This is a genomic window from Stenotrophomonas sp. JAG2 (assembly GCF_041080745.1).
GTDB lineage: Bacteria > Pseudomonadota > Gammaproteobacteria > Xanthomonadales > Xanthomonadaceae > Stenotrophomonas > Stenotrophomonas maltophilia_AA.
Genome location: NZ_JBEUMH010000007.1, coordinates 62,971 through 82,909, shown reverse-complemented (window position 1 = coordinate 82,909; position 19,939 = coordinate 62,971). Strand labels below are relative to the sequence as shown.

Sequence of the window (19,939 nt, the reverse complement as noted above, 5' to 3'; positions counted from 1 at the left end):
CGTGTGGAGTCGCCCCACGTACGCTGAATACCATGATCACTGCGCTCCTGAGCCTGGGCAGCAACCTGCAGCCGCAACAGCATCTTCACGCCGCGGTGGAGGCCCTGCGCGCGCGCTTCGGCGCGATCGCGGTCTCGCCGGCCTACCGCACCGCCGCGGTGGGCTTTGATGGCCCGGATTTCCTCAACAACGCGGTGGCGATCCAGACCGATCTGCCGCTGCAGACGCTGGATGACTGGCTGCATGCGCTGGAGGATGCCCACGGCCGCGACCGCAGCGGCCCGCGCTTCAGCGACCGCACCCTGGACATCGACGTGGTGTTCTACGGCGATCTGATCGTGGAAGGCCCCGGCCACCTGCGCATCCCGCGCCCGGAGCTCAAGCACGCCTTCGTGCTCAAGCCGCTTGCCGACATCGCCCCGGACTTCCGCGATCCCGTCAGCGGGCTGACCCTGGAGGCGCTGTGGCGCGCGCATCGGCAGTTCGGCGAGCCGTTCGACACGATGGACCTGCTGCCCGGCTGATCGATGCGGTAGGTACCGACCGTTGGTCGGTACGGGGCCTGCACGCGACCCAGCGTGCGGTCCAACCGGCGTTTACGACAACGTCCGCCCACCATCCACGCGCAGGGTGTGCCCGGTGACGAACGCGGCATCGGTGGCCAGCCAGTACACCGCCTCGGCGATCTCCTCCACCGTGCCGGTGCGTGCCAGCGGCGTGCGTGCCAGCAGCGCCTGCTGCGCGAAGTCATCCTTGCCCTGTTCCGGCCACAGGATCGCCCCGGGCGCGACCGCATTGACCCGGACCTTGGGCGCCAGCTCGAGCGCCAGCGAGCGGGTGACCATCTCCAGCGCGGCCTTGGCAGCTGCGTACACCGGGTGGTCGCGCATCGGCTGGGTGCCGTGCAGGTCGGTCAGGTTGACGATGCTGCCCTGCTGGCGGCGCAGGTGCGGCGCCGCGGCCTGGGCCAGCAGCAGGGGCGCGCGTGCGTTGACCGCGAACAGGTCGTCCCACTGCGCAGCGGTGATCTGGCCGAGCAGGGTGGGGTAGAAGTTCGAGGCGTTGTTGACCAGCGTGTCCAGCCGGCCGAACTGGGCCACGGTCTGGTCGACCAGGTCGGGCAGGGCCTCGGCATCGCGCAGATCGGCCTGCAGGGCCAGCACGCTGCCCGGGCGCAGCATGTCCATGTCGAAGGCCATCTGCTGCAGCTCGGCGGTCGAGGTGTGGGCGTGCAGCACCACCGACCAGCCACAGGCGTGGAACTGGCGGGCGATGGCCGCGCCGATCCGGCGCGCACTGCCGGTGATCAGCGCCACGGGCGCGGTATCGGTCATCGGGGGTACTCCCTGCTCAGGCTATGCTGTGCATTGTCACCGCAATCGCCCGCGCCATGCATTCCCCACTGCCCCTCCCCGAATCCGACGCCCTGGCCCACAGCGACGAGCTGGCTGCGGCGCTGCGCGCTGAAATCCTCGCCAACGGCGGCGCGATGCCGTTCTCCCGCTTCATGGAGCTGAGCCTGTACGCGCCCGGTTGGGGGTACTACAGCGCCGGTGCCAGCAAGTTCGGCGCGGCCGGCGATTTCACCACCTCGCCGGAAATCGGTGCGCTGTTCGCCGCGACCCTGGCCAACGCGATCGCCCCGGTGATGCAGCAGCTCGGCCCGGAAGCGCGGTTCATGGAAGTCGGTGGCGGCAGCGGCGCCTTCGCCGAAGTGCTGCTCAAGCGCATGCTGGAACTGGACGCGCTGCCTGAGCGCTACGCGATCCTGGAGCCCAGCGCCGACCTGCGCGAGCGCCAGCGCGAGCGCCTGGAGAAGGCGCTGATCCCGCCGGTGTTCGCCCTGGTGGAATGGCTGGACCGCCCGTTCGATGACGACTGGGACGGCATGGTCTTCGCCAACGAAGTGATCGACGCGCTGCCGACGCCGCGCTTCCTCGCCCGCGACGGCATGGTCTATGAAGAAACCGTGGAGCTGGATGCCGACGGTGCCTTCGTGCGGGGCGCGCAGCCGGCCGATGCGATGCTCACGGCGGCGGTCCGCCACGTCGAGCATTACCGCGAGAAGCCCTTCGCCGATGGTTACCGCTCCGAACTGCTGCCGCAGCTGCCGTACTGGATCCAGGCGATCGCCGGCGGCCTGCAGCGCGGCGCGATGCTGTTCGTCGATTACGGCTACCCGCGCAACGAGTATTACCAGGACGACCGCGACGAGGGCACTGTGCGCGCGTTCTATCGCCACCACGTGCACAACGACCTGTACCGTTGGCCGGGCCTGCAGGACCTGACCGCCTCGGTGGATTTCACCGCGTTGGCCGAGTCGGGTACCGGCGCCGGTTTCGAGCTGGCCGGATACTGCACCCAGGCCAGTTTCCTGCTCGGCAACGGGCTCGATGCGCTGCTGGAAAAGGCCGACGCGCGTACCGACGAGATCGGCCGCGTGCGGCTGCGCGACCAGGTGAAAAAGCTGACGCTGCCGACCGGGATGGGCGAGCGCTTCCAGGTGATGGGCTTCCAGCGCGATGTCGATTTCGAAGCCGCCTTCGAGCTCGGCGATCTGACCTGGCGCCTGTAAGGTGGCCGCGACCACGCTGCTGAAGCCGCTGCGCTGGCCGCGGGCATGGCTGGCGCTGTGGTGGCTGGCGGTGCTGGGCACCCTCGTGGTCTGCCTGATCCCGCCGCCGCCGATTCCGTTGCCGGAGAACAGCGACAAGGTCGAGCACTTCCTCGCGTATTTCCTGCTGGCCGCATCGGCCGTGCAGATCTACCAGCGCCGCGCAGCCCTGGTCTGGGCGGCGGTCGGCCTGGTCGCGCTGGGCATCGGCATCGAGTTCGCGCAGGGCGCTTTGACCGTCAACCGCATGGCCGACCCGATGGATGCGCTGGCCAACAGCGTCGGCGTGCTGGCCGGCATGGCGATTGTGTTCACCCCGCTGCGCGACCTGCTGCTTCGCCTGCGCGGGTGACGCCTGCGATGCGGGTGACGCATGACGGGTACTGCTGCCCGGACGACGCATGACAGGTAGTGCCGGCCGCTGGCCGGCAACCTGGCGATGTCGGATTCATGAGGTGCCGGCCAGCGCCCGGCACTACCTCCTCCGTTTCGTTTGTGGCTGCGGCGTTACCGCGGCTGCAGCGTCATCTCATCCAGCACCCACATCGTCGGCCGGGTGTCGCCGGTGAAGCGCACGCACAGATTCTGCGTGCCCTTGAGCGAACGCGGCAGCGCCGCCTCCAGTGTGATGAACCCATCGGCACCCGGTGCGGCCGGCAGCGTCACGCTGGCCAGCGGCTTGCCATCGCACTGCCCGCCGAGGATGTCCATTTCCCCGTGTGCGCTGCGCTTGGGTGCGAAGCGACGGCTGGGTTCGTCGTGGGCCAGCTGGAAGTAATACGGGATCTGTCCGGCGCGGATGCGGACGCTGGCAATGCCGTCCACATCGGCATCCTTCCACAGCCAGCACGGGTTGAAGATGTCGACGTTGAAGATCGCACGCTCGCCGTCGGCCGGGCCATCATCTTCCAGGCGCAGCAGCAGCTGGCCTTCGCCCGGGCACTGCGCCAGATGCTCGTCGGTCCGCGACAGCAGCGAGGTGGCGGTGATATCGAAGCGGCTGGCGGCCTTGGCCAATGCCTGGCCGTTGAAGAACGTCGCGGCCTGCAACGCCACCGGCAGCGGCTGCTGCAGCGGGGCGGTGTAGCGCGGCGACTGGGCGGTGACCGCACTGCCATCCACGCTGTAGTGGATGTCGTAGCCGAGCGGATTGCGCAGTGCGAGCGTCGCGGTGCCGGCAGCGCGATCGTCATGGCTGTCCAGTTCCACCTGGAACGGGGTCTGCGCATACGCGATGCCCATCGCCTGGTAGCGCTGCAGCTGCGCCGGCAGGCGTGCCAGGAAATCGGCGTAATCGCGACGCGCGCGCGGCGACCAGCCGGTCTCGGCCACGGCAGCCAGGCGCGGGAACAGGTTGTGCTGCAGGCGCGCGTAGCTGCGCGTGTGCTCGGTGAACATGTTGGCCTGCAGGCCGAGGATGTGGTGCTGCTTGTCCTTGGCCAGCGCGTCCGGCACCGGCTCGAAGCCGTATACGCGCGCCAGCGGAATCGTCGCCGGGCGGCCCGGCGGCTCGTTCTCCGCGTTGGTCTGCAGGTAATCCATGTACATGTCGGTCACCGGCGACATCACCACGTCGTGACCTTCGCTGGCAGCCTTCAGGCCGCCTTCCGTACCGCGCCACGACATCACCGTGGCTTCCGGCGGCAGGCCACCTTCGAGGATTTCGTCCCAGCCGATCAGGCGCCGGTCGTGTTGTTCGAGGAACGTTTCCAGGCGCTTGATGATGTGGCTCTGCATCTCCATCTCATCGCCGGCGCCCACCTCGCGCATGCGTGCCTGCACCCGCGCGGAAGCCTCCCACTGGTCCTTGACCGCTTCGTCGCCACCCACGTGCACATACCTGGCCGGGAACAACGCGATGACTTCTTCCAGCACGTTCTCAAGGAATTCGAGGGTGCTGTCGTCGGTGTTGAACAGGTTCGGGAACACGCCCCATTCGCTCAGCGGCTTGAGCGGGGTGTCGATCGTGCCGAGCTCCGGATAGGCCGCGATCGCTGCGGTGGCGTGGCCGGGCACGTCGATCTCGGGGATCACCTGGATATGGCGCGCGGCCGCATACGCGATCACCTCGCGGATCTGTTCCTGGGTGTAGAACCCACAGTAGGGACGCTCGGCGCCGGTGACCGGATCGCGGCCACCATCGCCGGCCGGAATGCGGCAGCTGCCGACGCCGGTCAGTTTCGGGTAGCGCTTGATCTCCATGCGCCAGCCCTGGTCATCGGTGAGATGCCAATGGAAGGTGTTGAGCTTCTGCTCGGCCATCGCATCGAGGACCTGCTTGATCTCGTCGAGGCTCTGGAAGTGGCGGGCCGAATCGAGCATCAGGCCGCGCCAGCTGAAACGGGGGGCATCATCGATGCGCAGCGCCGGAAGCGTGCCATTGCTGCCGCCGGTAAGCAGTTGCGAGAGCGTGGCCGCACCGTAGAACAGGCCGGCCTCGGTGGCGGCCTGTACGGTCGCGCCGCGCGCGTCCGAACGCAGCTGGTAGCCTTCGGCACCGGTCTTGAGCGTGGCGTCCAGCACGAAGCGGATGCCGTCCTTGCCGCGTCCTTCGCCCACCGTTACCGCCGGGCCACCGCTGTCGCGCAGCAGGGTGGCGAACTGCGTGGCGACGCGCTGCGCGACCGGGCCCTGTGCACGGACCGGCGTGGCCGCCGTCACCGCGTAGCCGGCGCCGTCGAGGCGCTCGGCCTTCGCCGGCGCGGGGATCAGCATCAGCGAACCGGGCAGGGCCTTCGGGCCATCCGGTGCCTGTGCGTCGGCGGCCTGGGCCAGCGGTGCGAGGGAGAGTGCCAGTGCGAAGGACAGCAGCGACAGCGAGGTACGACGGGTGCGGGTGTGCATCGGGTCATTCCTTTGTAGCGAATCGGGTTCCACCTGTGAAACGGGCCCGGAAATCCGGGCCCGTTTCAGGTGTGCAGCGTGTTACCGCGGCGATCAGTACTTGAAGCGGAAGTTCAGATAGTACTGGCGGCCGTTGGAGTAGAACGAGGTCGGAATCAACGCGCTCTGGTAGTACTTGTAGGTCGGGTTGTTGAGGTTCAGGCCATCCAGGCTGATGCTCAGCCAGTCGGTTGCCTTGTAGCTCAGCGACGCAGACAGGGTGCCGAAGTCGTCCTGGTAGTACGGGTTGGTACCGGACAGGCTGATCAGGAACGAGGAACGGCGGGTGTAGCTGACGCGAGCGCCGAAGCGTTCGTTCTCGAAGTAGGCACCCACGTTGTAGGTGTTCTTCGAGGTGCCCAGCAGGTTGTTGGTGCCATCGGCCCAGGTGTGGTTGGTCCTGCCATTGGCGTAGGTGTAGTTGGCGTTGACGCCGAAGTACTCGCCGATCGGCTGCTCGTAGGCCACTTCCACGCCGGTGACCTGCCCATCGGCATTGATCGGGGTGGAGATGTCGTAGGTTTCAAGCTGGTTGGTCAGTTCGCTGAAGAGCTGGCGCTGGACCACGTCGAAGGCGATGTAGTCCTTCAGGCGCATGTGGTACGCGCCCAGCGACAACAGGCCGCGCGGCATGAAGTACCACTCCAGGTTGGCATCCAGGTTGCTGGACAGGGTCGGCTTCAGGTCGGGGTTGCCGCCACCGCCGGTCTTGTTCAGATCCGAACCCCACGAGGACGCACCCAGTGCCGAGTAGTCCGGCAGCGTCTGGGTCTGCGACGCAGCCACACGCAGCACCAGGTCATCGTCCAGGTCGAACTTGATGTTGGCGCTTGGCAGCACGCGGTCGTGCTTGTTCTCGAAGGCCTGGCGCTGCCACATGCCGAACAGGCTGCGCACGTCGGCGCGGGCCGGATCGCTGACGGCCAGGTAGGTGTCGATGTCCTGCTTGATGTTGACGTAGCGCAGGCCGATGTTGCCGCTCCACCAGTCACCGGTGAAGTTGGCCTGCACGTAACCGGCGAAGTTCTTTTCCTTCACCTTCCACTCGGCACCGTAGTTGTGGCGGCCGTCGGGACCGTCGTTGCCGGCCAGCCAGGTCGAGTTGTTGACGATGGCGTTCTGCAGCGCATCCGGGGTGTAGTACCAGATGTTGCGCGGGAAGCTGCCGCCCACGCCGCTGGCGAAGTTGCCCGGGTACTGCCCGGTGGCGCTGCCGCGCAGTGCGGACCAGATGTCGCCCGGGCTGGCGCCTTCCGGCGACAGGGCTTCACGTTCGTGGTCGGCGAAGCGCAGGCCGAAGTCGATCGAGCTCAGCGTGCCACCGTTGCTGAAGTACTGGTTGAAATCCAGCGACGCCCAGTCTTCCTTGTCCTCTGCCTTGACCAGCTGGTTGCCCCAGGTGCCGAAGCTGCTGACGCCTGCTTCGCTGATGTCGCCACCGATGTTCCAGTCGACCGGGGAGCCGGCGCCGTGGCTGGCGTAAGACGCGCCCCCACCCTGGCCGACGGTGACTTCGGCGATGAACTGGCGCGGGGTTTCGCCGGTGCCCTTGGTGGTGCCGGCCTGGAACTTCGCGTTGAGGTTGTCGTTGATCTGCCAGTCCGCGTCGAAGGTGACGTAGCTGCTCTTGGCGGTGGCCTCGCGGTAGATCATGTCGTACACGCCGTAGTTCGTACCGGGAACGCCGGTGTACGTCGCGTTGGTGATCACGCCATCCACCACGGTGTAACCCGGGTCCGGGGCCTGGGTGCGGCCGAAGCCGCTGCCGAACATCATGAAGTTGCGGTTGTAGTTGTTCGCTTCCAGTTCGGACGTGAAGCCGCTCAGGCCCAGGGTCAGCGTGTCGATCGGCTTCCACTGCACGGTGACCATGCCACCCTTGCGCTTGCGGGTCTGCTCGAACAGGGTCGAACCCAGCAGGCCGGGAATGGACAGGCCTTCCAGGTCCGGACGCGGCGCCTGCAGGAACTGGCCCGGATTGGCCGGATCGGGGATGCCTGCCACGACCGGATCGGTCGCCTTGAGCGCAAAGAAGCCGCCCGGGATTTCCTGCGCTTCACGGCGCAGTTCGCGCTCCTGGTAGAAGCCCTGCACCAGCACGCCGAAGGTGTTGGCGTCATTCTTGTAGTTGAACAGGGCCGAGTACTGCGGATCGGTCGAGTCGGCCTGGTCCGAGCGCACGGCGCCGATCGATGCTTCGGCCGTGAACTGCTTGGCGAACTGCAGCGGGGTACGGGTGATGATGTTGACGGTACCGGTGGTGCCGCCGTCCTGCAGCTTGGCCTGGGAGGACTTGTTCACTTCCACCGAGCTGACCAGCTCGGACGGCAGCAGCGAATAGCTGACGCTGCGGCCGACGTTGTTGCCCTGGCTGAGCACGAACCAGTCGGCCGAGCCGACGCTGTGGCCGTTGATGAGGGTCTGGGTCAGGCTCGGGCTGGTGCCGCGCAGGCTGACACGGTCGGCTTCATCGAAGCCGCCTTCATCGGCGCTGGACGAGCTGATGTTCACGCCGGGCACGCGCTGCAGGGTATCGGCGACGTTGTGCGCGGGCAGCTTGCCCACGTCTTCGGCGGTGACCACTTCCAGGCGCGCATTCGCTTCGCGCTTGGTATCGAGCGACTTCTCCATCGAACCGCGGATGCCGGTGACCTGGATGGTGTCCAGGTCGGTTGCGGCCGGCGTGGAGGCGGGGGCTTGCTGCGCGTGGGCGCTGAAGGCCAGGCAGCTGACGATGGCTGCGGAAAGCAGGGTCTTGCGGGTGTTCATGATGTCTCTCCTCATCACTCGATGGTCGCCGGCGACGGCGTCTGTTTGCTTGCGTCTGGTACGACTGTGCCGCGCGCCTGTTGTCCGGTGCGCCTTGGGTGCTACGTACTGCGTGGTGCGTTGTCCGCAGCGCCGATCCCGGCGCCGCGGCAGATCAGGTGTCCGAGCGGCCGAGGTACCAGCTGGCGGCGCCGATGACGCCCAGCTGCCCGTGCTCGACCACTTTCACGGGAATGCGTTCCAGCGCCTCGCGCATCGGTCCCTTGTTGAGGTACCGCTCGACGAACGTGCTGTTCAACAGGAAGTCGCGGATCTGCGGCAGGATGCCGCCGGCCAGGTAGACCCCGCCGGTGACGCCGTACTGCAGTGCCATGTCGCCGATCGTGCTGCCGAGCAGGCCGCAGAACACGTCCAGGCTCTGCCGCGCCAGCGGGTCGTGGCCGGCCATCGCGGCGGCGGTGACCCCATCGGGGGTGGTCAGCGTCGGCGCCTGGCCGTTCAACGCGCACAGGGCGCGATACAGATTCATCAGGCCGGGGCCGGACAGCGCCTGCTCGACCGAGACATGCGAGCGCTCGCGCAGCATCTGCCGCACGATCGCCATCTCCAGTTCGGTGGTGGTGGCCAGGGTGGGCTGGCCGGCTTCGGTAGCCAGGACTACGGCGCCATGTGCGGTCGGGATCCACACGGCCGCGCCGAGCCCGGTGCCCGGGCCGACCACCAGGGTCGGGCCGCGCGGGGCGGTGGCCGGGCCGGTCAGCTGGAGCACGCCGCTGGCATCGACCTGGGCGGCGGCATAGGCCACGGCCTCGAAGTCATTGACGATGTAGACCTGGTCCAGGCCGACCTCCCGCTCGATCTGCCGCGCCGACAGTGGCCAGGGCAGGTTGGCGGTGATCACCGTGCCGTCGTCGCGGGCATAGCCGGCGGTGGCGACCACGCAATGCGTCGGGCGCGGGCCATCTGCCAGGAAGTCGGACAGGATCGCGCTGAGGCCGGCGTAATCCGCATTGCGGAACTTGCGGTAGTCCAGCAGTTCGACCGGATGGGCCGGATCGGCACTGGCCTGGACCCGGCCAACCCGGACATGCGTACCACCCACGTCGGCCGCCAGGAACGGCGGCATCGCGGCGGGCGGGGCATGGGCCGGAACAGCGTGGGCGGCGTTGGTCACACGGACTCCATCGGTTGGGCGTGGCCAGGGCGGACCCGGCGATTGAGGCGGAGTCTGTAATCGTTCTGACAACGATGTCAACGATAACCTCAGACTTTCGATGTTGCGTCGCAGCGTGGGTTTGCGCACGAAAACGTTTTCATCGCGGCGCCGTCATGTTTTTGCAAACCCCCATGAATACGGGCTCCGCTCCTCCCGCCGCGAGCGTTGCCGCCAGATTGCGCAGGTGCAGCAAAGGAAAATGCGCGGGGGCGGCGTGAACCAGTTGTTGACAAACCCGGCGGCGGCAACGAATAAATGTGACAACGTTGTTCCCAGCCACTCTTCCGACGCCGCTCCGGTGCCGTCGATGCAGGAGCCTCCCTGATGTCTGCCGTGCCTGCTGCCTCCGCGCGTTCGAGCGTGCTCACCTCGATCCTGATCATCGGCGTGCTGTTCTTTCTGATCGGCTTCTTCACCTGGCTCAACGGCCCGTTGATCACTTTCGTCAAGCTCGCCTTCGAGCTGGACGAGGTCGGTGCCTTCCTGGTGCTGATGGTCTTCTACCTGTCGTATTTCTTCCTGGCGCTGCCGGCCTCGTGGATCCTCAAGCGCACCGGCATGAAGAAAGGCCTGAGCCTGAGCCTGCTGGTGATGGCGGCCGGCGCGGTGGTGTTCGCCCACTTCGCCCAGCAGCGCTGGTATCCGGGCGCGCTCAGCGGCCTGTTCATCATCGGCAGCGGGCTGGCCCTGCTGCAGACGGCGGTCAACCCGTACATCAGCATCCTCGGCCCGATCGAGACGGCCGCGCGCCGTATCGCGGTAATGGGCATCTGCAACAAGATCGCCGGCATGCTCGCCCCGGTGCTGATCGGCACGCTGGTGCTGCACGGCATCGGCGATCTGACCGAGCAGGTGGCCGCGGCCGACCCGGTCGTGCGCAATGCGCTGCTGGATACCTTCGCCAGCAAGATCCAGCTGCCGTACATGGTGATGGCGGGGGTGCTGGTGGTACTGGCGGTGGGTGTGCTGTTCTCGCCGCTGCCCGAACTGAAGACGTCCGAAGCCAACGCCACGCCGGCCCGCGCGCCGGGGGTGGCCGAGCGCACCAGCATCTTCCAGTTCCCGCACCTGTGGCTGGGCGTGCTGTGCCTGTTCGTCTATGTCGGCGCGGAAGTGATGGCCGGTGATGCGATCGGCACCTACGGCCACAGCTTCAACCTGCCGCTGGACCAGACCAAGATGTTCACCTCGATCACCCTGGGCGGCATGCTGCTGGGCTACCTGGCCGGCCTGGCGATGATTCCGCACCTGGTCTCGCAGTCGCGCTACCTGAGCATCTCCGCAGTGCTGGGGGTGGTGTTCTGCACGGGCGCGCTGCTCACCCACGGCTATGTCTCGGTGGGCTTCGTGGCAGCGCTCGGCTTCGCCAACGCGATGATGTGGCCGGCGATCTTCCCGCTGGCGATCCGCGGCCTGGGCCGTTTCACCGAAACCGGCTCGGCCCTGCTGGTGATGGCCATCGCCGGTGGCGCAATCATTCCGCAGCTGTTCGCCGTGCTCAAGCAGCACTTCGATTTCCAGTGGGTGTTCGCCGGGCTGATGATTCCCTGCTACCTCTACATCCTGTTCTATTCAGTGCGCGGCCACCGGATCGGCCTGCCCCGCGACGGGCAGTGATCGGCGATCATGGACGCTCCACGGAACCCGCAGGACAAAGCCATGCGCAGAGCGACCATCAAGGATGTCGCCGAACGGGCCAAGGTGTCATTGAAGACCGTCTCGCGCGTCATCAACAATGAGCCCTCGGTGATGCAGGCCACCCGCGCGCGTGTCCTGCGCGCGATTGCCGAACTGGACTACGAGCCCGATCCGGCCGCGCGCAACCTGCGCACCGGTACAACCCTGGTGATCGGGCTGGTCTACGACAACCCCAATCCGTACCACATCATCGGCATGCAGAACGGCGTCCTCGCTGCGTGTCGCGAGACCGGGTTCGGGCTGCAGATCCATCCCTGTGATTCCAGCTCACCGATGCTGGCCGAAGAACTGGCCGACTGGGTGCAGCGTTCGCGCCTGGCCGGGCTGGTGCTGACCGCGCCGATGTCCGAGCGCCGCGACCTGGTGGCGGCGCTGACCGGGCGAGGGATCAAGCTGGCGCGCATCATCGCCGGCACCGCCGACCCGGAAGATGGTGCCTGCGTGTTCGTCGACGACCGCGAGGCCGCCTACGAAGTCACCGAGCACCTGATCCAGCTCGGCCACCAGCGCATCGGCTTCCTGTGGGGCAGCAGTTCGCACGGCTCCAGCGTGGAGCGCCATGCCGGCTACGAGGCGGCGCTGCGCGATTACGGCATGAGCGTGGACAAGCACCTGGTGGTGCAGGGCGACTACACCTTCGACGATGGTTTCCGCGGTGCGCGCCGCCTGCTGGCGCTGCGCGAGCCGCCTACCGCGATCTTCGGTTCCAACGATGAAATCGCCGCCGGCGTGCTGGCCGCGGCCAAGTCGGCGGGCATGAACGTGCCCTACGACCTGTCCATCGCCGGCTTCGAGGACAGTCCGTTCTCGCGCCAGTCCTGGCCGCCGCTGACCACCGCCAAGCAGGCCACCGAAGACATCGCCCGGCATGCCGCGCGCCTGCTGATCGCGCAGCTGCGCAGCGATGCCTACGACGAAGCTCCGCTGCAGCTGCGCAACCAGGGCTTCGTGCCGCAGCTGGTGGTGCGTGGTTCCACCGCGCCGATGCGCCCGCAGGGTGCACGGCTTCCTTCTCCTGAAACGACCTGAGTCCCCATGTCCCTGCCTGCTCCCCACGACACCCTGATGTACCGCGAAGCCGCCGAGGCCGCCGATGTGATCGCCGCGCAGTTCGCGCGCAACCAGGTGGCCGTGGAGACGCTGGCGGCCAGCCTGCGCGCGGCGCCGCCGCCGTTCGTGGTGACCTGCGCGCGGGGCAGTTCCGATCATGCCGCCACCTATGCCAAGTACCTGCTGGAAACGCGGCTGGGGCTGGTGACCGCCTCGGCCTCGCCGTCGGTGGGCTCGGTCTACGAAGCGCCGCTGAAGCTGCGTGGCGCGCTGTACATCGTGATCTCGCAGTCGGGCAAGAGCCCCGACCTGCTGCGCAACGCCGAGGCCGCCCGTGCGGCCGGCGCGCGCGTGGTGGCGCTGGTCAATGTCGAGGATTCGCCCCTGGCGCAGCTGGCCGAAACGGTGATCCCGCTGGGCGCCGGCGCCGAGCGCAGCGTCGCGGCGACCAAAAGCTACCTGGCCTCGCTGGCGGCGATCCTGCAGCTGGTGGCGTACTGGACGCAGGACGTGGGCTTGATCGCTTCGCTGCGCGCGCTGCCCGATGCCCTGCGCGAAGCCTGGAACAGCGACTGGTCGTCGCTGACCGAGGACCTGGTGCCGGCGCACAACCTGTTCGTGCTCGGCCGTGGCCTTGGCCTGGCCGCCGCGCAGGAAGCAGCGCTGAAATTCAAGGAAACCTGCGGCCTGCACGCCGAGGCCTACAGCTCGGCCGAGGTCAAGCACGGCCCCATGGCGCTGGTCGGCCCGGGCTTCCCGGTGCTGGCGTTCGCCCAGCCGGATGAAACCGGTGCCGGCACCCGCGCGGTGCTGGGCGAGTTCGCCGCGCGCGACGCGCAGGTGTGGCTGGCCGATGTCGGTGGCGACCTGCCGCTGCCGGTCGCACCGCACCCGGCCTGCGCGCCGCTGCTGACCATCCAGAGCTTCTACCGCGCGATCAACGCGCTGGCGCTGCGTCGCGGGCACAACCCCGATCTGCCGCCGCATCTGAACAAGGTGACGGAAACCGTCTGATGAAAACTGTCCTGCGCAACGCCCGCATCCTGGCCGGCGACGACTTCCGCGATGACCTGGCGGTGGTGATCGAAAGCGGGCGGATCACCGCGCTGGTTTCCGATGCCGCACCGATGCTCGGCCAGGCCGATGAGCAGGTGGATCTGGGCGGCGGCTGGCTGCTGCCGGGCTTCATCGATGCGCAGGTCAACGGCGGCGGCGGGGTGCTGTTCAACAACAGTCCGGATGTCGCCACGCTGCGCACGCTGGCGCAGGCGCACCGCCGCTTCGGCACCACCGGGCTGCTGCCGACCCTGATCAGCGACGACGTGCAGGTGATGCGCGCGGCCATCGCCGCGACCCGCCAGGCGATCAGCGAAGGCGTGCCCGGCGTGCTGGGCATCCACCTGGAAGGCCCCTACATCGCGCCGGCGCGCAAGGGCACCCACGATGCCAACAAGTTCCGCGTCCCCGATCCCGCCGAGATTGCCCTGGCGGCTTCGCTGGACAACGGCGTCACCCTGCTCACGCTGGCCCCCGAACGGGTGCCGCTGGAGAGCATCCGCGCGCTGGTCGAACGGGGCGTGGTGGTGGCGGCAGGTCACACCGCCGCCAGCTATGAAGAGGCGCGTGCCGGCCTGGAGGCGGGCATCCGTGGGTTCACCCATCTGTACAACGCGATGTCGCCGCTGACCGGGCGCGAGCCGGGCGCAGTGGGAGCCGCGCTGGAAGACCGCGACAGCTGGGTCGGCATCATCGCCGACGGCGTGCACGTGCACCCGGCCAGCCTGCGCGTGGCGCTGGCGACCAAGCCGCGTGGCAAGGTCATGCTGGTGACCGATGCGATGCCGCCGGTCGGTGCGGAAGACCCCCGCTACGAACTGTACGGCGAGGTGATCACCGCCGTGGACGGCGTGGTGCGCAATGCCGCCGGCTCGCTGGCCGGCTCGGCGCTGGACATGGCCACGGCGGTGCGCAACAGCGTGCAGCTGCTGGGCGTTTCGCTGGCCGAAGCGGCGCGGATGGCCTCCACCTATCCCGCGCAGTTCCTGAATCTGGATGACCGTTACGGGCATATCGCCGAAGGGCATCACGCCGATCTGGTACTGCTCGATGATGCCCTGCAGGTGCGCAGCACCTGGATCGCCGGGCAGCGCGAAGACGTATGAGCGCCACGCCGTCAGGACGGATGGGGTCGATCGACGCGCTGCGCGGCCTGACCGTCGCGGCGATGCTGCTGGTCAACAACCCGGGCGACTGGAGCCATGTCTACGCGCCGCTGCTGCACGCGGACTGGCACGGCTTCACCCCGACCGATCTGATTTTCCCGCTGTTCCTGTTCATCGCCGGCGTCTCGATGGCCTTCAGTCTGGCCCCGCGCGCAGGCGATCCGGCCACGCGTCCGGCGCTGGTGCGTGGGGTTCTGCAACGCGCGTTGCGCATCCTGATCGCCGGTGCGCTGCTGCACCTGCTGGCGTGGTGGCTGTTCGAGCTGCCGGCGTATCGCCTGTGGGGTGTGCTGCAGCGGATCGCGCTGTGCGTGGCGGTGGTCGGCGTGCTGGCGATCTACACGCAGGCGCGGACCCAATGGGCGGTGATCGTGGGCCTGCTGGCGGGGTATGCCGCGATCCTGCTGTCTGCCGATTCGCTGCAGCCCTGGGTGAATCCGGCCAGCCGGCTGGATACCGCGCTGTTCGCCCCGTTCCTCTACAAGTATTCCGCGCTCACCGGCCTGGGGCATGACCCGGAAGGACTGCTGAGCAGCCTGGGGGCGATCGCCAGCACGCTGCTCGGCCTGCGCGCCGGTGCGTGGCTGCGGGTCGGTCGCATGGGCGCATTGGCCGCGTTGGCGGTGGCCTGCCTGGCGGGCGGTGCGTTGGCGATGCTCTGGCTACCCCTCAACAAACAGCTGTGGACCCCCAGCTACGTGCTGTGGAGTGGTGCGCTCTCGGTGGCGTTGCTGCTGCTGGCGCACCTGCTGATCGACCGTTGCGGCCTGCCCGCGGTTGGCCGCCGCTTTGGCGTGAATGCGATTGCTGCCTACCTGGGCTCGTCGGCGATGGTGCTGGTGCTGATCGCCAGCGGCGCCTGGGCCTGGCTGTACCAGGCCGTCGCCACAGCGCTGCCAAGCGCCCCCACGCTGGCGTCGCTGCTGTGTGCAGTGGGGTTCGTCGCGCTGTGGTGGGGCGTGGTGTGGGTGCTGGACGCGCGGCGGATCTACCTCAAGATCTGAGGCTGGCGTCCGATTCTTTTACCCCCCCGTCACGGCGCGGCAGTAAAAGTACTGATGCCGGTCTGGGTAGAAGCACGGGGCCGTTGCCGTACACCCCTCTTGTTGAACAGGAAAGGCGTATGCGCTCCATGCCCGCTTCGCCGGCACACACCGTGCTGGCCGACCGCATTTCACATTGGCTGCGTCGGGGCTGTGGGGGCGCGCTTGGCACGGTCCTGCTGGCCGGTACCGCGCCGGCCTGGGCCGGCTGCGACAATCCCGCACCTGGCCAGGGGCAGACGGTGACCTGCTCGAACGCAGCGCCCAATCCCGATCCGGTGGCGATCATCACCGCCGGCGGCGCGTCCAACACCACCATCAACGTGCTGGCCAACGCGCAGCTCGGCATCGCCGCCGGCAATGCGATCACCGTGCAGGCCGGGACCGGACATGTCATCAACAACAACGGCAGCATCATCGCCACCGCAGGGCGCGCGCTGCAGCTCAACGGCGCCACCTACCTGATCAACCGCGGCACCATTGCCGGCAGTACCGGCGGGGTCGTGTCCGGTGCCGGCAACGACCGCATCGACATGCTCGGCGGCAGCATCCAGGGTGGCGTGCTGCAGGGCGCAGGCAATGACACCGTGGTGATCCGCGACGGGGTGATCGACAGCATCGACCAGGGCGATGGCGAGGACAGCCTGGAAATCAGCGGCGGCAGCGTCACCGGCACCGTGCAGCAGGGATCGGGCATCGACACCTTCCTGATGACCGGTGGCAGCCTGGGCGCGCTGCTGCAGGGCGATGCACTGGACCGTTTCCGCATGACCGGCGGGCGCATTGTCGGTGCGTTCGACGATGGGGACTACGCCGAAATGACCGGCGGCCGCATCGGCCGGGTCAACATGAAGCTGGACGACAACACCTTCCTGATGTCCGGCGGCACCATCGACGGCAACCTGGTCACCGGCTTCGGCCGCGACACCATCGTGCTGTCCGACGGGTACATCGGCGGCAACATCAGCGTCAGTGGCGGCGATGACGCGGTGACCCTTACCGGCGGCACCGTTCGCGGCGAGATTCGCCTGAGCTTCGGCAATGACAGCCTGACCTGGAACGGTGGCGGCGTGGTCCACGGGGCGATCGATTTCGGTGAGGGCGATGACGTCGCGCAGCTGACCAACCTCAATACCGCCCACCTGGGCGCACTGCCGTTATTCGACGGCGGCCTGGGCAATGACGTGCTCCGCTTCGACAACGTCAAGACCAGCGGGGTGTCGCGCTTCACCAACTGGGAGCAGGTCAGCCTGCGCGACGATACCCAGCTGGCCTTCGACGGCACCCTGGTGCTCGGCGACAGCGCCAGCGGCACCGGCCGCCTGGACATCGATGCCACCAGTGCCGTGTTCGGCGGTGGCAGCAATGGTGGCGTCGCCCCGTTCGTGGCCGGGCAGCTGGCCACGCTCACCAACGCCGGTCGCATCGACCTGAGCAACGGCGGCGGCGTGGGCGACACCTTCACCGTGGTCGGCAATTACGTCGGCAATGGCGGCGCGCTGTATCTCAACACGGTGCTGGGCGACGACAGTTCGGCGTCGGACAAGCTGGTGATCTCCACCGGCAGCGCCAGCGGCACCACCGGCGTGGGCATCCTCAATGCCGGCGGCGCCGGTGCCTCCACCGTGGCCGATGGCATCCTGGTGGTGCAGGCGATCAATGGCGCCACCACCGCGCCCACCGCATTCGCGCTGTACAACCCGGTCGCCGCCGGTGCGTACGAGTACTTCCTGTTCAAGGGCGGGGTCAGCGGCGGCACGGCCGAGAACTGGTACCTGCGCTCCACCCTGGTGGCCAGCGTCACCCCGGCCCCCGCGCCGCCCCCGGGCGGGGGCACCACGCTGCCGCCGCCGCCGGACAGTACCGGCACGCCGCCGGTCGAGCTGCCGCCGGCACCGCCGCCGCCGCCGGACGTCAACCCACCGGATGATCCCAACCCGGCCGCGCCCGAGCCGGCCCCGCCGCCGGAGCCGGCCGATCCGGCCGACGTCGCGCCGCCCACCATCGATACGCCGCCGCCGGTGCCCACCGACGTGGCGGGGGTCCCCGGGCCGTTGGCGGTGCCGCCCACGCCCGGTGCGCGCGCCGCGCAGGGCGACATCATTCCGCTGTACCGCTTCGAGACCGGCCTGTACTCGGTGGTGCCGCCGCTGCTGCGCGAAACCAGCTTGGCCAGCCTGGGCACCTTCCACGAACGCCAGGGCGAGCAGCGCGTGCTGGCCGGCCAGGGCGGCGTGCGCGCGGCCTGGGCGCGGCTGGTGGGGCAGAGCCACGAACAGCAGTGGGACGGCGACGCGCAGCCCGGCTTCGACGGTGATATCCAGGGCATCCAGGCCGGTCTGGACCTGTACGCCAATGCGGCAGACACCCACCGCGACCAGTTCGGCGTATTCGTCGGCCGCACCCGCGCGCAGGGCAACGTGACCGGTTTTGCGATCGGCTGGGAGAACGTCGCGGTGGGCCGCACGCGGCTCGATGACAAGCACGTGGGCCTGTACTGGACCCGCGTAGGCAGCGAAGGTGGCTACCTGGATGCGGTGGTCATGCAGAGCCGCTACGACGGTGATGCAACCTCGTCCCGCGGCCTCGGCATCGACGTGCGCGGCGATGGCACCACCGCCTCGCTGGAAGTGGGCAAGCCGCTGCTGCGGTTCGGACAGAGTGCCTGGTGGCTGGAACCCCAGCTGCAGGTGATCTGGCAGCGCACGTCGGTGGATGATGCCGGTGACGCGGTGTCCGCGCTGCGCTTCGATAACGACAACGCCTGGACCGGACGCGTCGGCCTGCGCCTGGCCGCCGACTACGATATCGCAGGCAACGGCTGGCAGCCGTACATCAAGCTCAATTACTGGCAGACCCTGGACGGTGAAGACCGCATCGATTTCGATAGCAACCGCATCCTCAACCAGCAGGATGCGCGCGCGCTGGAAGTAGGCGTGGGCGTGGTGGCGCGTTTCAACAGCAACGTCAGTGCGTTTGCAGTGGCCGATTACACGCGTGACCTGGAAAGCAGTGCGCGGAAGGAGCGCAAGGTGATCGAGGGCAACGTCGGACTGCGCTTCGACTGGTGAGCCTGCGCGTCCGGGACGCTGCGGGAGGCCATCCGCAGCAGGGAGAGCGCGGTGCGAAGCGGCCTGGACCAGGCGGGGCGGAATCTGCCGCCGAGGCATCGATCAGCGCGTACGCGCCGCGCTGATCGCCTTTACCCGCGCCTTGGCCAGCGCGTCACCCACCGCTGGCCCTTTCAATCCGCTCAGATCCAGATCGCGCGCCTGCACTGCCAGCGCCGCCTGGTGCAGGCGTTTCAGCGTTTCACCCTGCGGGTAGTCGCTGTCCTCGAAGCCGAGCCGGCCGCGCTTGTCGGCTTCGCAGCACAGTGCGATCTGCGCGATGCGTTCGGGGCGGCGGAAACCGTCGCAGCGGCCGAGCAGCTCGAGCAGGGTGGCGTCGCGCAGTTCGTCGATGCGGTGGACGTTGAGGTGATCGCGGCATACCGCTTCGGCCAGCTGGCGGTGATCGACCGGTACCTTCAGGCGTTCGGCCAGCGCGCGCAGCGGGGCGACACCGCGCTGCTCGTGCATGATGTGGCGCGGCCATTCGTCGGGCGGCGTGAGGCCCTTGCCGAGGTCATGGGTCAGCGCGGCGAAGCCGATCAGATCGTCGCCGGGCGCCAGTTGTGCGGCCATGTCGCTGACCATTTCCTGATGCACGCCGGTATCGACTTCCGGATGGAACTCCGCGCGCTGCGGCACGCCGTACAGCGCCTCCAGCTCGGGCAGGATCGCACCCAGCGCATGGGCATCGTGCAGGGTGCGCAGGAAGGCGGACGGCCGGGCGGAGGCCAGCGCGCGACGCAGTTCCTGCCAGACGCGCTCGGGCACCAGCGCCTCGAGTTCGCCGCTGGCGGCGATCTCGCGCATAAGGGCCATCGTCTCGTCCGCCACGGTGAAGCCGAGCGGGGCAAAGCGCGCCATGAAGCGCGCCGCACGCAGCACGCGCAGCGGATCTTCGACGAAGGCCGGGCCGACATGACGCAGCACGCGCTGTTCGATATCGCGCACGCCGCCATAGGGATCCACCAGGGCACCGGTGGCCTCATCGCAGGCGATCGCGTTGATGGTGAAATCGCGGCGCTGCAGATCCTCTTCGAGCGTGACCGAGGGATCGGCATCGACCACGAAGCCGCGGTAACCGCGGCCGGACTTGCGCTCGGTGCGGGCCAGCGCATATTCCTCACCGGTGTCGGGGTGCAGGAACACCGGGAAATCCCGGCCCACGGCCTTGTACCCCTGCGCTTCCATCTGCGCCTGGGTGGCCCCGACCACGACCCAGTCGCGGTCACCGGGGGAACGCTGCAGGAGGCGGTCGCGTACGGCGCCGCCGACAAGATAGATCTTCATGCGCCCCATGATGCCGCAGTGGGCCAACGCGACGCCAACCGGTC

Annotated in this window: 14 protein-coding genes; 9 read left to right on the top strand and 5 right to left on the bottom strand. The window is 68.2% G+C overall.

Annotated elements, in window-relative coordinates; translation table 11 throughout:
* The first annotated feature begins 32 nt into the window (after window positions 1-32).
* Window positions 33-524 (top strand): 2-amino-4-hydroxy-6-hydroxymethyldihydropteridine diphosphokinase, encoded by a 492-nt coding sequence (gene folK, locus AB9O74_RS10750; protein ID WP_369349302.1) that lies wholly within the window; start codon window positions 33-35, stop codon window positions 522-524.
* 72 nt (window positions 525-596) lie between these two features.
* On the opposite strand, the gene AB9O74_RS10745 is transcribed toward folK, so the two are convergent.
* Complete coding sequence (locus tag AB9O74_RS10745) at window positions 597-1,334, bottom strand: pteridine reductase (protein ID WP_176988186.1); 738 nt, start codon at window positions 1,332-1,334, stop codon at window positions 597-599.
* Between the two features lie 56 nt (window positions 1,335-1,390).
* Here AB9O74_RS10745 and AB9O74_RS10740 point away from each other — a divergent pair, with 56 nt between their 5' ends.
* Together AB9O74_RS10740 and AB9O74_RS10735 are read left to right on the top strand one after the other, a co-directional pair.
* On the top strand, window positions 1,391-2,575 hold the full coding sequence (locus AB9O74_RS10740; protein ID WP_241696369.1) for a class I SAM-dependent methyltransferase: 1,185 nt from the start codon (window positions 1,391-1,393) through the stop codon (window positions 2,573-2,575).
* Window position 2,576: 1 nt separating this feature from the next.
* On the top strand, window positions 2,577-2,966 hold the full coding sequence (locus AB9O74_RS10735) for a VanZ family protein (protein WP_176988188.1): 390 nt from the start codon (window positions 2,577-2,579) through the stop codon (window positions 2,964-2,966).
* A 155-nt stretch (window positions 2,967-3,121) separates the two neighbouring features.
* On the opposite strand, the gene AB9O74_RS10730 is transcribed toward AB9O74_RS10735, so the two are convergent.
* From AB9O74_RS10730 to AB9O74_RS10720, 3 genes are all read right to left on the bottom strand, one after another.
* The gene (locus tag AB9O74_RS10730; RefSeq protein WP_369349301.1) at window positions 3,122-5,458 is read right to left on the bottom strand and encodes a family 20 glycosylhydrolase; all 2,337 of its coding nucleotides are present in this window, start codon (window positions 5,456-5,458) and stop codon (window positions 3,122-3,124) included.
* A gap of 93 nt (window positions 5,459-5,551) precedes the next feature.
* Window positions 5,552-8,266: a TonB-dependent receptor gene (locus AB9O74_RS10725; protein WP_369349300.1), complete on the bottom strand. Its 2,715-nt coding sequence runs from the start codon at window positions 8,264-8,266 to the stop codon at window positions 5,552-5,554.
* A gap of 154 nt (window positions 8,267-8,420) precedes the next feature.
* Window positions 8,421-9,392, bottom strand: a complete 972-nt coding sequence (locus AB9O74_RS10720) for a glucokinase family protein (RefSeq protein ID WP_369349416.1) — start codon at window positions 9,390-9,392, stop codon at window positions 8,421-8,423.
* A gap of 414 nt (window positions 9,393-9,806) precedes the next feature.
* Between AB9O74_RS10720 and AB9O74_RS10715 the strand changes: the two genes are divergently transcribed.
* From AB9O74_RS10715 to AB9O74_RS10690, 6 genes are all read left to right on the top strand, one after another.
* Window positions 9,807-11,099 carry a sugar MFS transporter gene (locus AB9O74_RS10715; RefSeq protein WP_176988191.1) on the top strand — a complete coding sequence of 431 codons (1,293 nt, stop codon included), beginning with the start codon at window positions 9,807-9,809 and terminating at the stop codon, window positions 11,097-11,099.
* A 42-nt stretch (window positions 11,100-11,141) separates the two neighbouring features.
* The gene (locus AB9O74_RS10710; RefSeq protein ID WP_176988192.1) at window positions 11,142-12,209 is read left to right on the top strand and encodes a LacI family DNA-binding transcriptional regulator; all 1,068 of its coding nucleotides are present in this window, start codon (window positions 11,142-11,144) and stop codon (window positions 12,207-12,209) included.
* 6 nt (window positions 12,210-12,215) lie between these two features.
* Window positions 12,216-13,244: an SIS domain-containing protein gene (locus AB9O74_RS10705; protein WP_369349299.1), complete on the top strand. Its 1,029-nt coding sequence runs from the start codon at window positions 12,216-12,218 to the stop codon at window positions 13,242-13,244.
* Window positions 13,244-14,392, top strand: coding sequence for an N-acetylglucosamine-6-phosphate deacetylase (nagA, locus tag AB9O74_RS10700; RefSeq protein ID WP_369349298.1), 1,149 nt, complete (start codon window positions 13,244-13,246; stop codon window positions 14,390-14,392). The genes AB9O74_RS10705 and nagA overlap by 1 nt, the downstream gene beginning before the upstream one ends.
* Window positions 14,389-15,456: an acyltransferase family protein gene (locus tag AB9O74_RS10695; RefSeq protein ID WP_369349297.1), complete on the top strand. Its 1,068-nt coding sequence runs from the start codon at window positions 14,389-14,391 to the stop codon at window positions 15,454-15,456. Before nagA ends, AB9O74_RS10695 begins: the two co-directional genes overlap by 4 nt.
* A 119-nt stretch (window positions 15,457-15,575) precedes the next feature.
* A complete protein-coding gene (locus tag AB9O74_RS10690; protein WP_369349296.1) occupies window positions 15,576-18,566 on the top strand; it encodes an autotransporter domain-containing protein in 2,991 nt (996 codons plus the stop codon).
* A 102-nt stretch (window positions 18,567-18,668) separates the two neighbouring features.
* Here the strand turns inward: AB9O74_RS10690 and AB9O74_RS10685 are convergent, their stop codons facing one another.
* Window positions 18,669-19,895 carry a multifunctional CCA addition/repair protein gene (locus AB9O74_RS10685; protein WP_369349295.1) on the bottom strand — a complete coding sequence of 409 codons (1,227 nt, stop codon included), beginning with the start codon at window positions 19,893-19,895 and terminating at the stop codon, window positions 18,669-18,671.
* Window positions 19,896-19,939 lie beyond the last annotated feature (44 nt).

Bases quoted from the DNA above. Each gene is read 5' to 3' on its own strand.
- AB9O74_RS10695 (WP_369349297.1), top strand. From the start codon at position 14,389: ATGAGCGCCACGCCGTCAGGACGGATGGGGTCGATCGACGCGCTGCGC.
- AB9O74_RS10705 (WP_369349299.1), top strand. From the start codon at position 12,216: ATGTCCCTGCCTGCTCCCCACGACACCCTGATGTACCGCGAAGCCGCC.
- folK (WP_369349302.1), top strand. From the start codon at position 33: ATGATCACTGCGCTCCTGAGCCTGGGCAGCAACCTGCAGCCGCAACAG.
- nagA (WP_369349298.1), top strand. From the start codon at position 13,244: ATGAAAACTGTCCTGCGCAACGCCCGCATCCTGGCCGGCGACGACTTC.
- AB9O74_RS10685 (WP_369349295.1), bottom strand. From the start codon at position 19,895: ATGAAGATCTATCTTGTCGGCGGCGCCGTACGCGACCGCCTCCTGCAG.
- AB9O74_RS10725 (WP_369349300.1), bottom strand. From the start codon at position 8,266: ATGAACACCCGCAAGACCCTGCTTTCCGCAGCCATCGTCAGCTGCCTG.
- AB9O74_RS10720 (WP_369349416.1), bottom strand. From the start codon at position 9,392: ATGCCGCCGTTCCTGGCGGCCGACGTGGGTGGTACGCATGTCCGGGTT.
- AB9O74_RS10730 (WP_369349301.1), bottom strand. From the start codon at position 5,458: ATGCACACCCGCACCCGTCGTACCTCGCTGTCGCTGCTGTCCTTCGCA.
- AB9O74_RS10710 (WP_176988192.1), top strand. From the start codon at position 11,142: ATGCGCAGAGCGACCATCAAGGATGTCGCCGAACGGGCCAAGGTGTCA.
- AB9O74_RS10690 (WP_369349296.1), top strand. From the start codon at position 15,576: ATGCGCTCCATGCCCGCTTCGCCGGCACACACCGTGCTGGCCGACCGC.
- AB9O74_RS10715 (WP_176988191.1), top strand. From the start codon at position 9,807: ATGTCTGCCGTGCCTGCTGCCTCCGCGCGTTCGAGCGTGCTCACCTCG.
- AB9O74_RS10745 (WP_176988186.1), bottom strand. From the start codon at position 1,334: ATGACCGATACCGCGCCCGTGGCGCTGATCACCGGCAGTGCGCGCCGG.
- AB9O74_RS10740 (WP_241696369.1), top strand. From the start codon at position 1,391: ATGCATTCCCCACTGCCCCTCCCCGAATCCGACGCCCTGGCCCACAGC.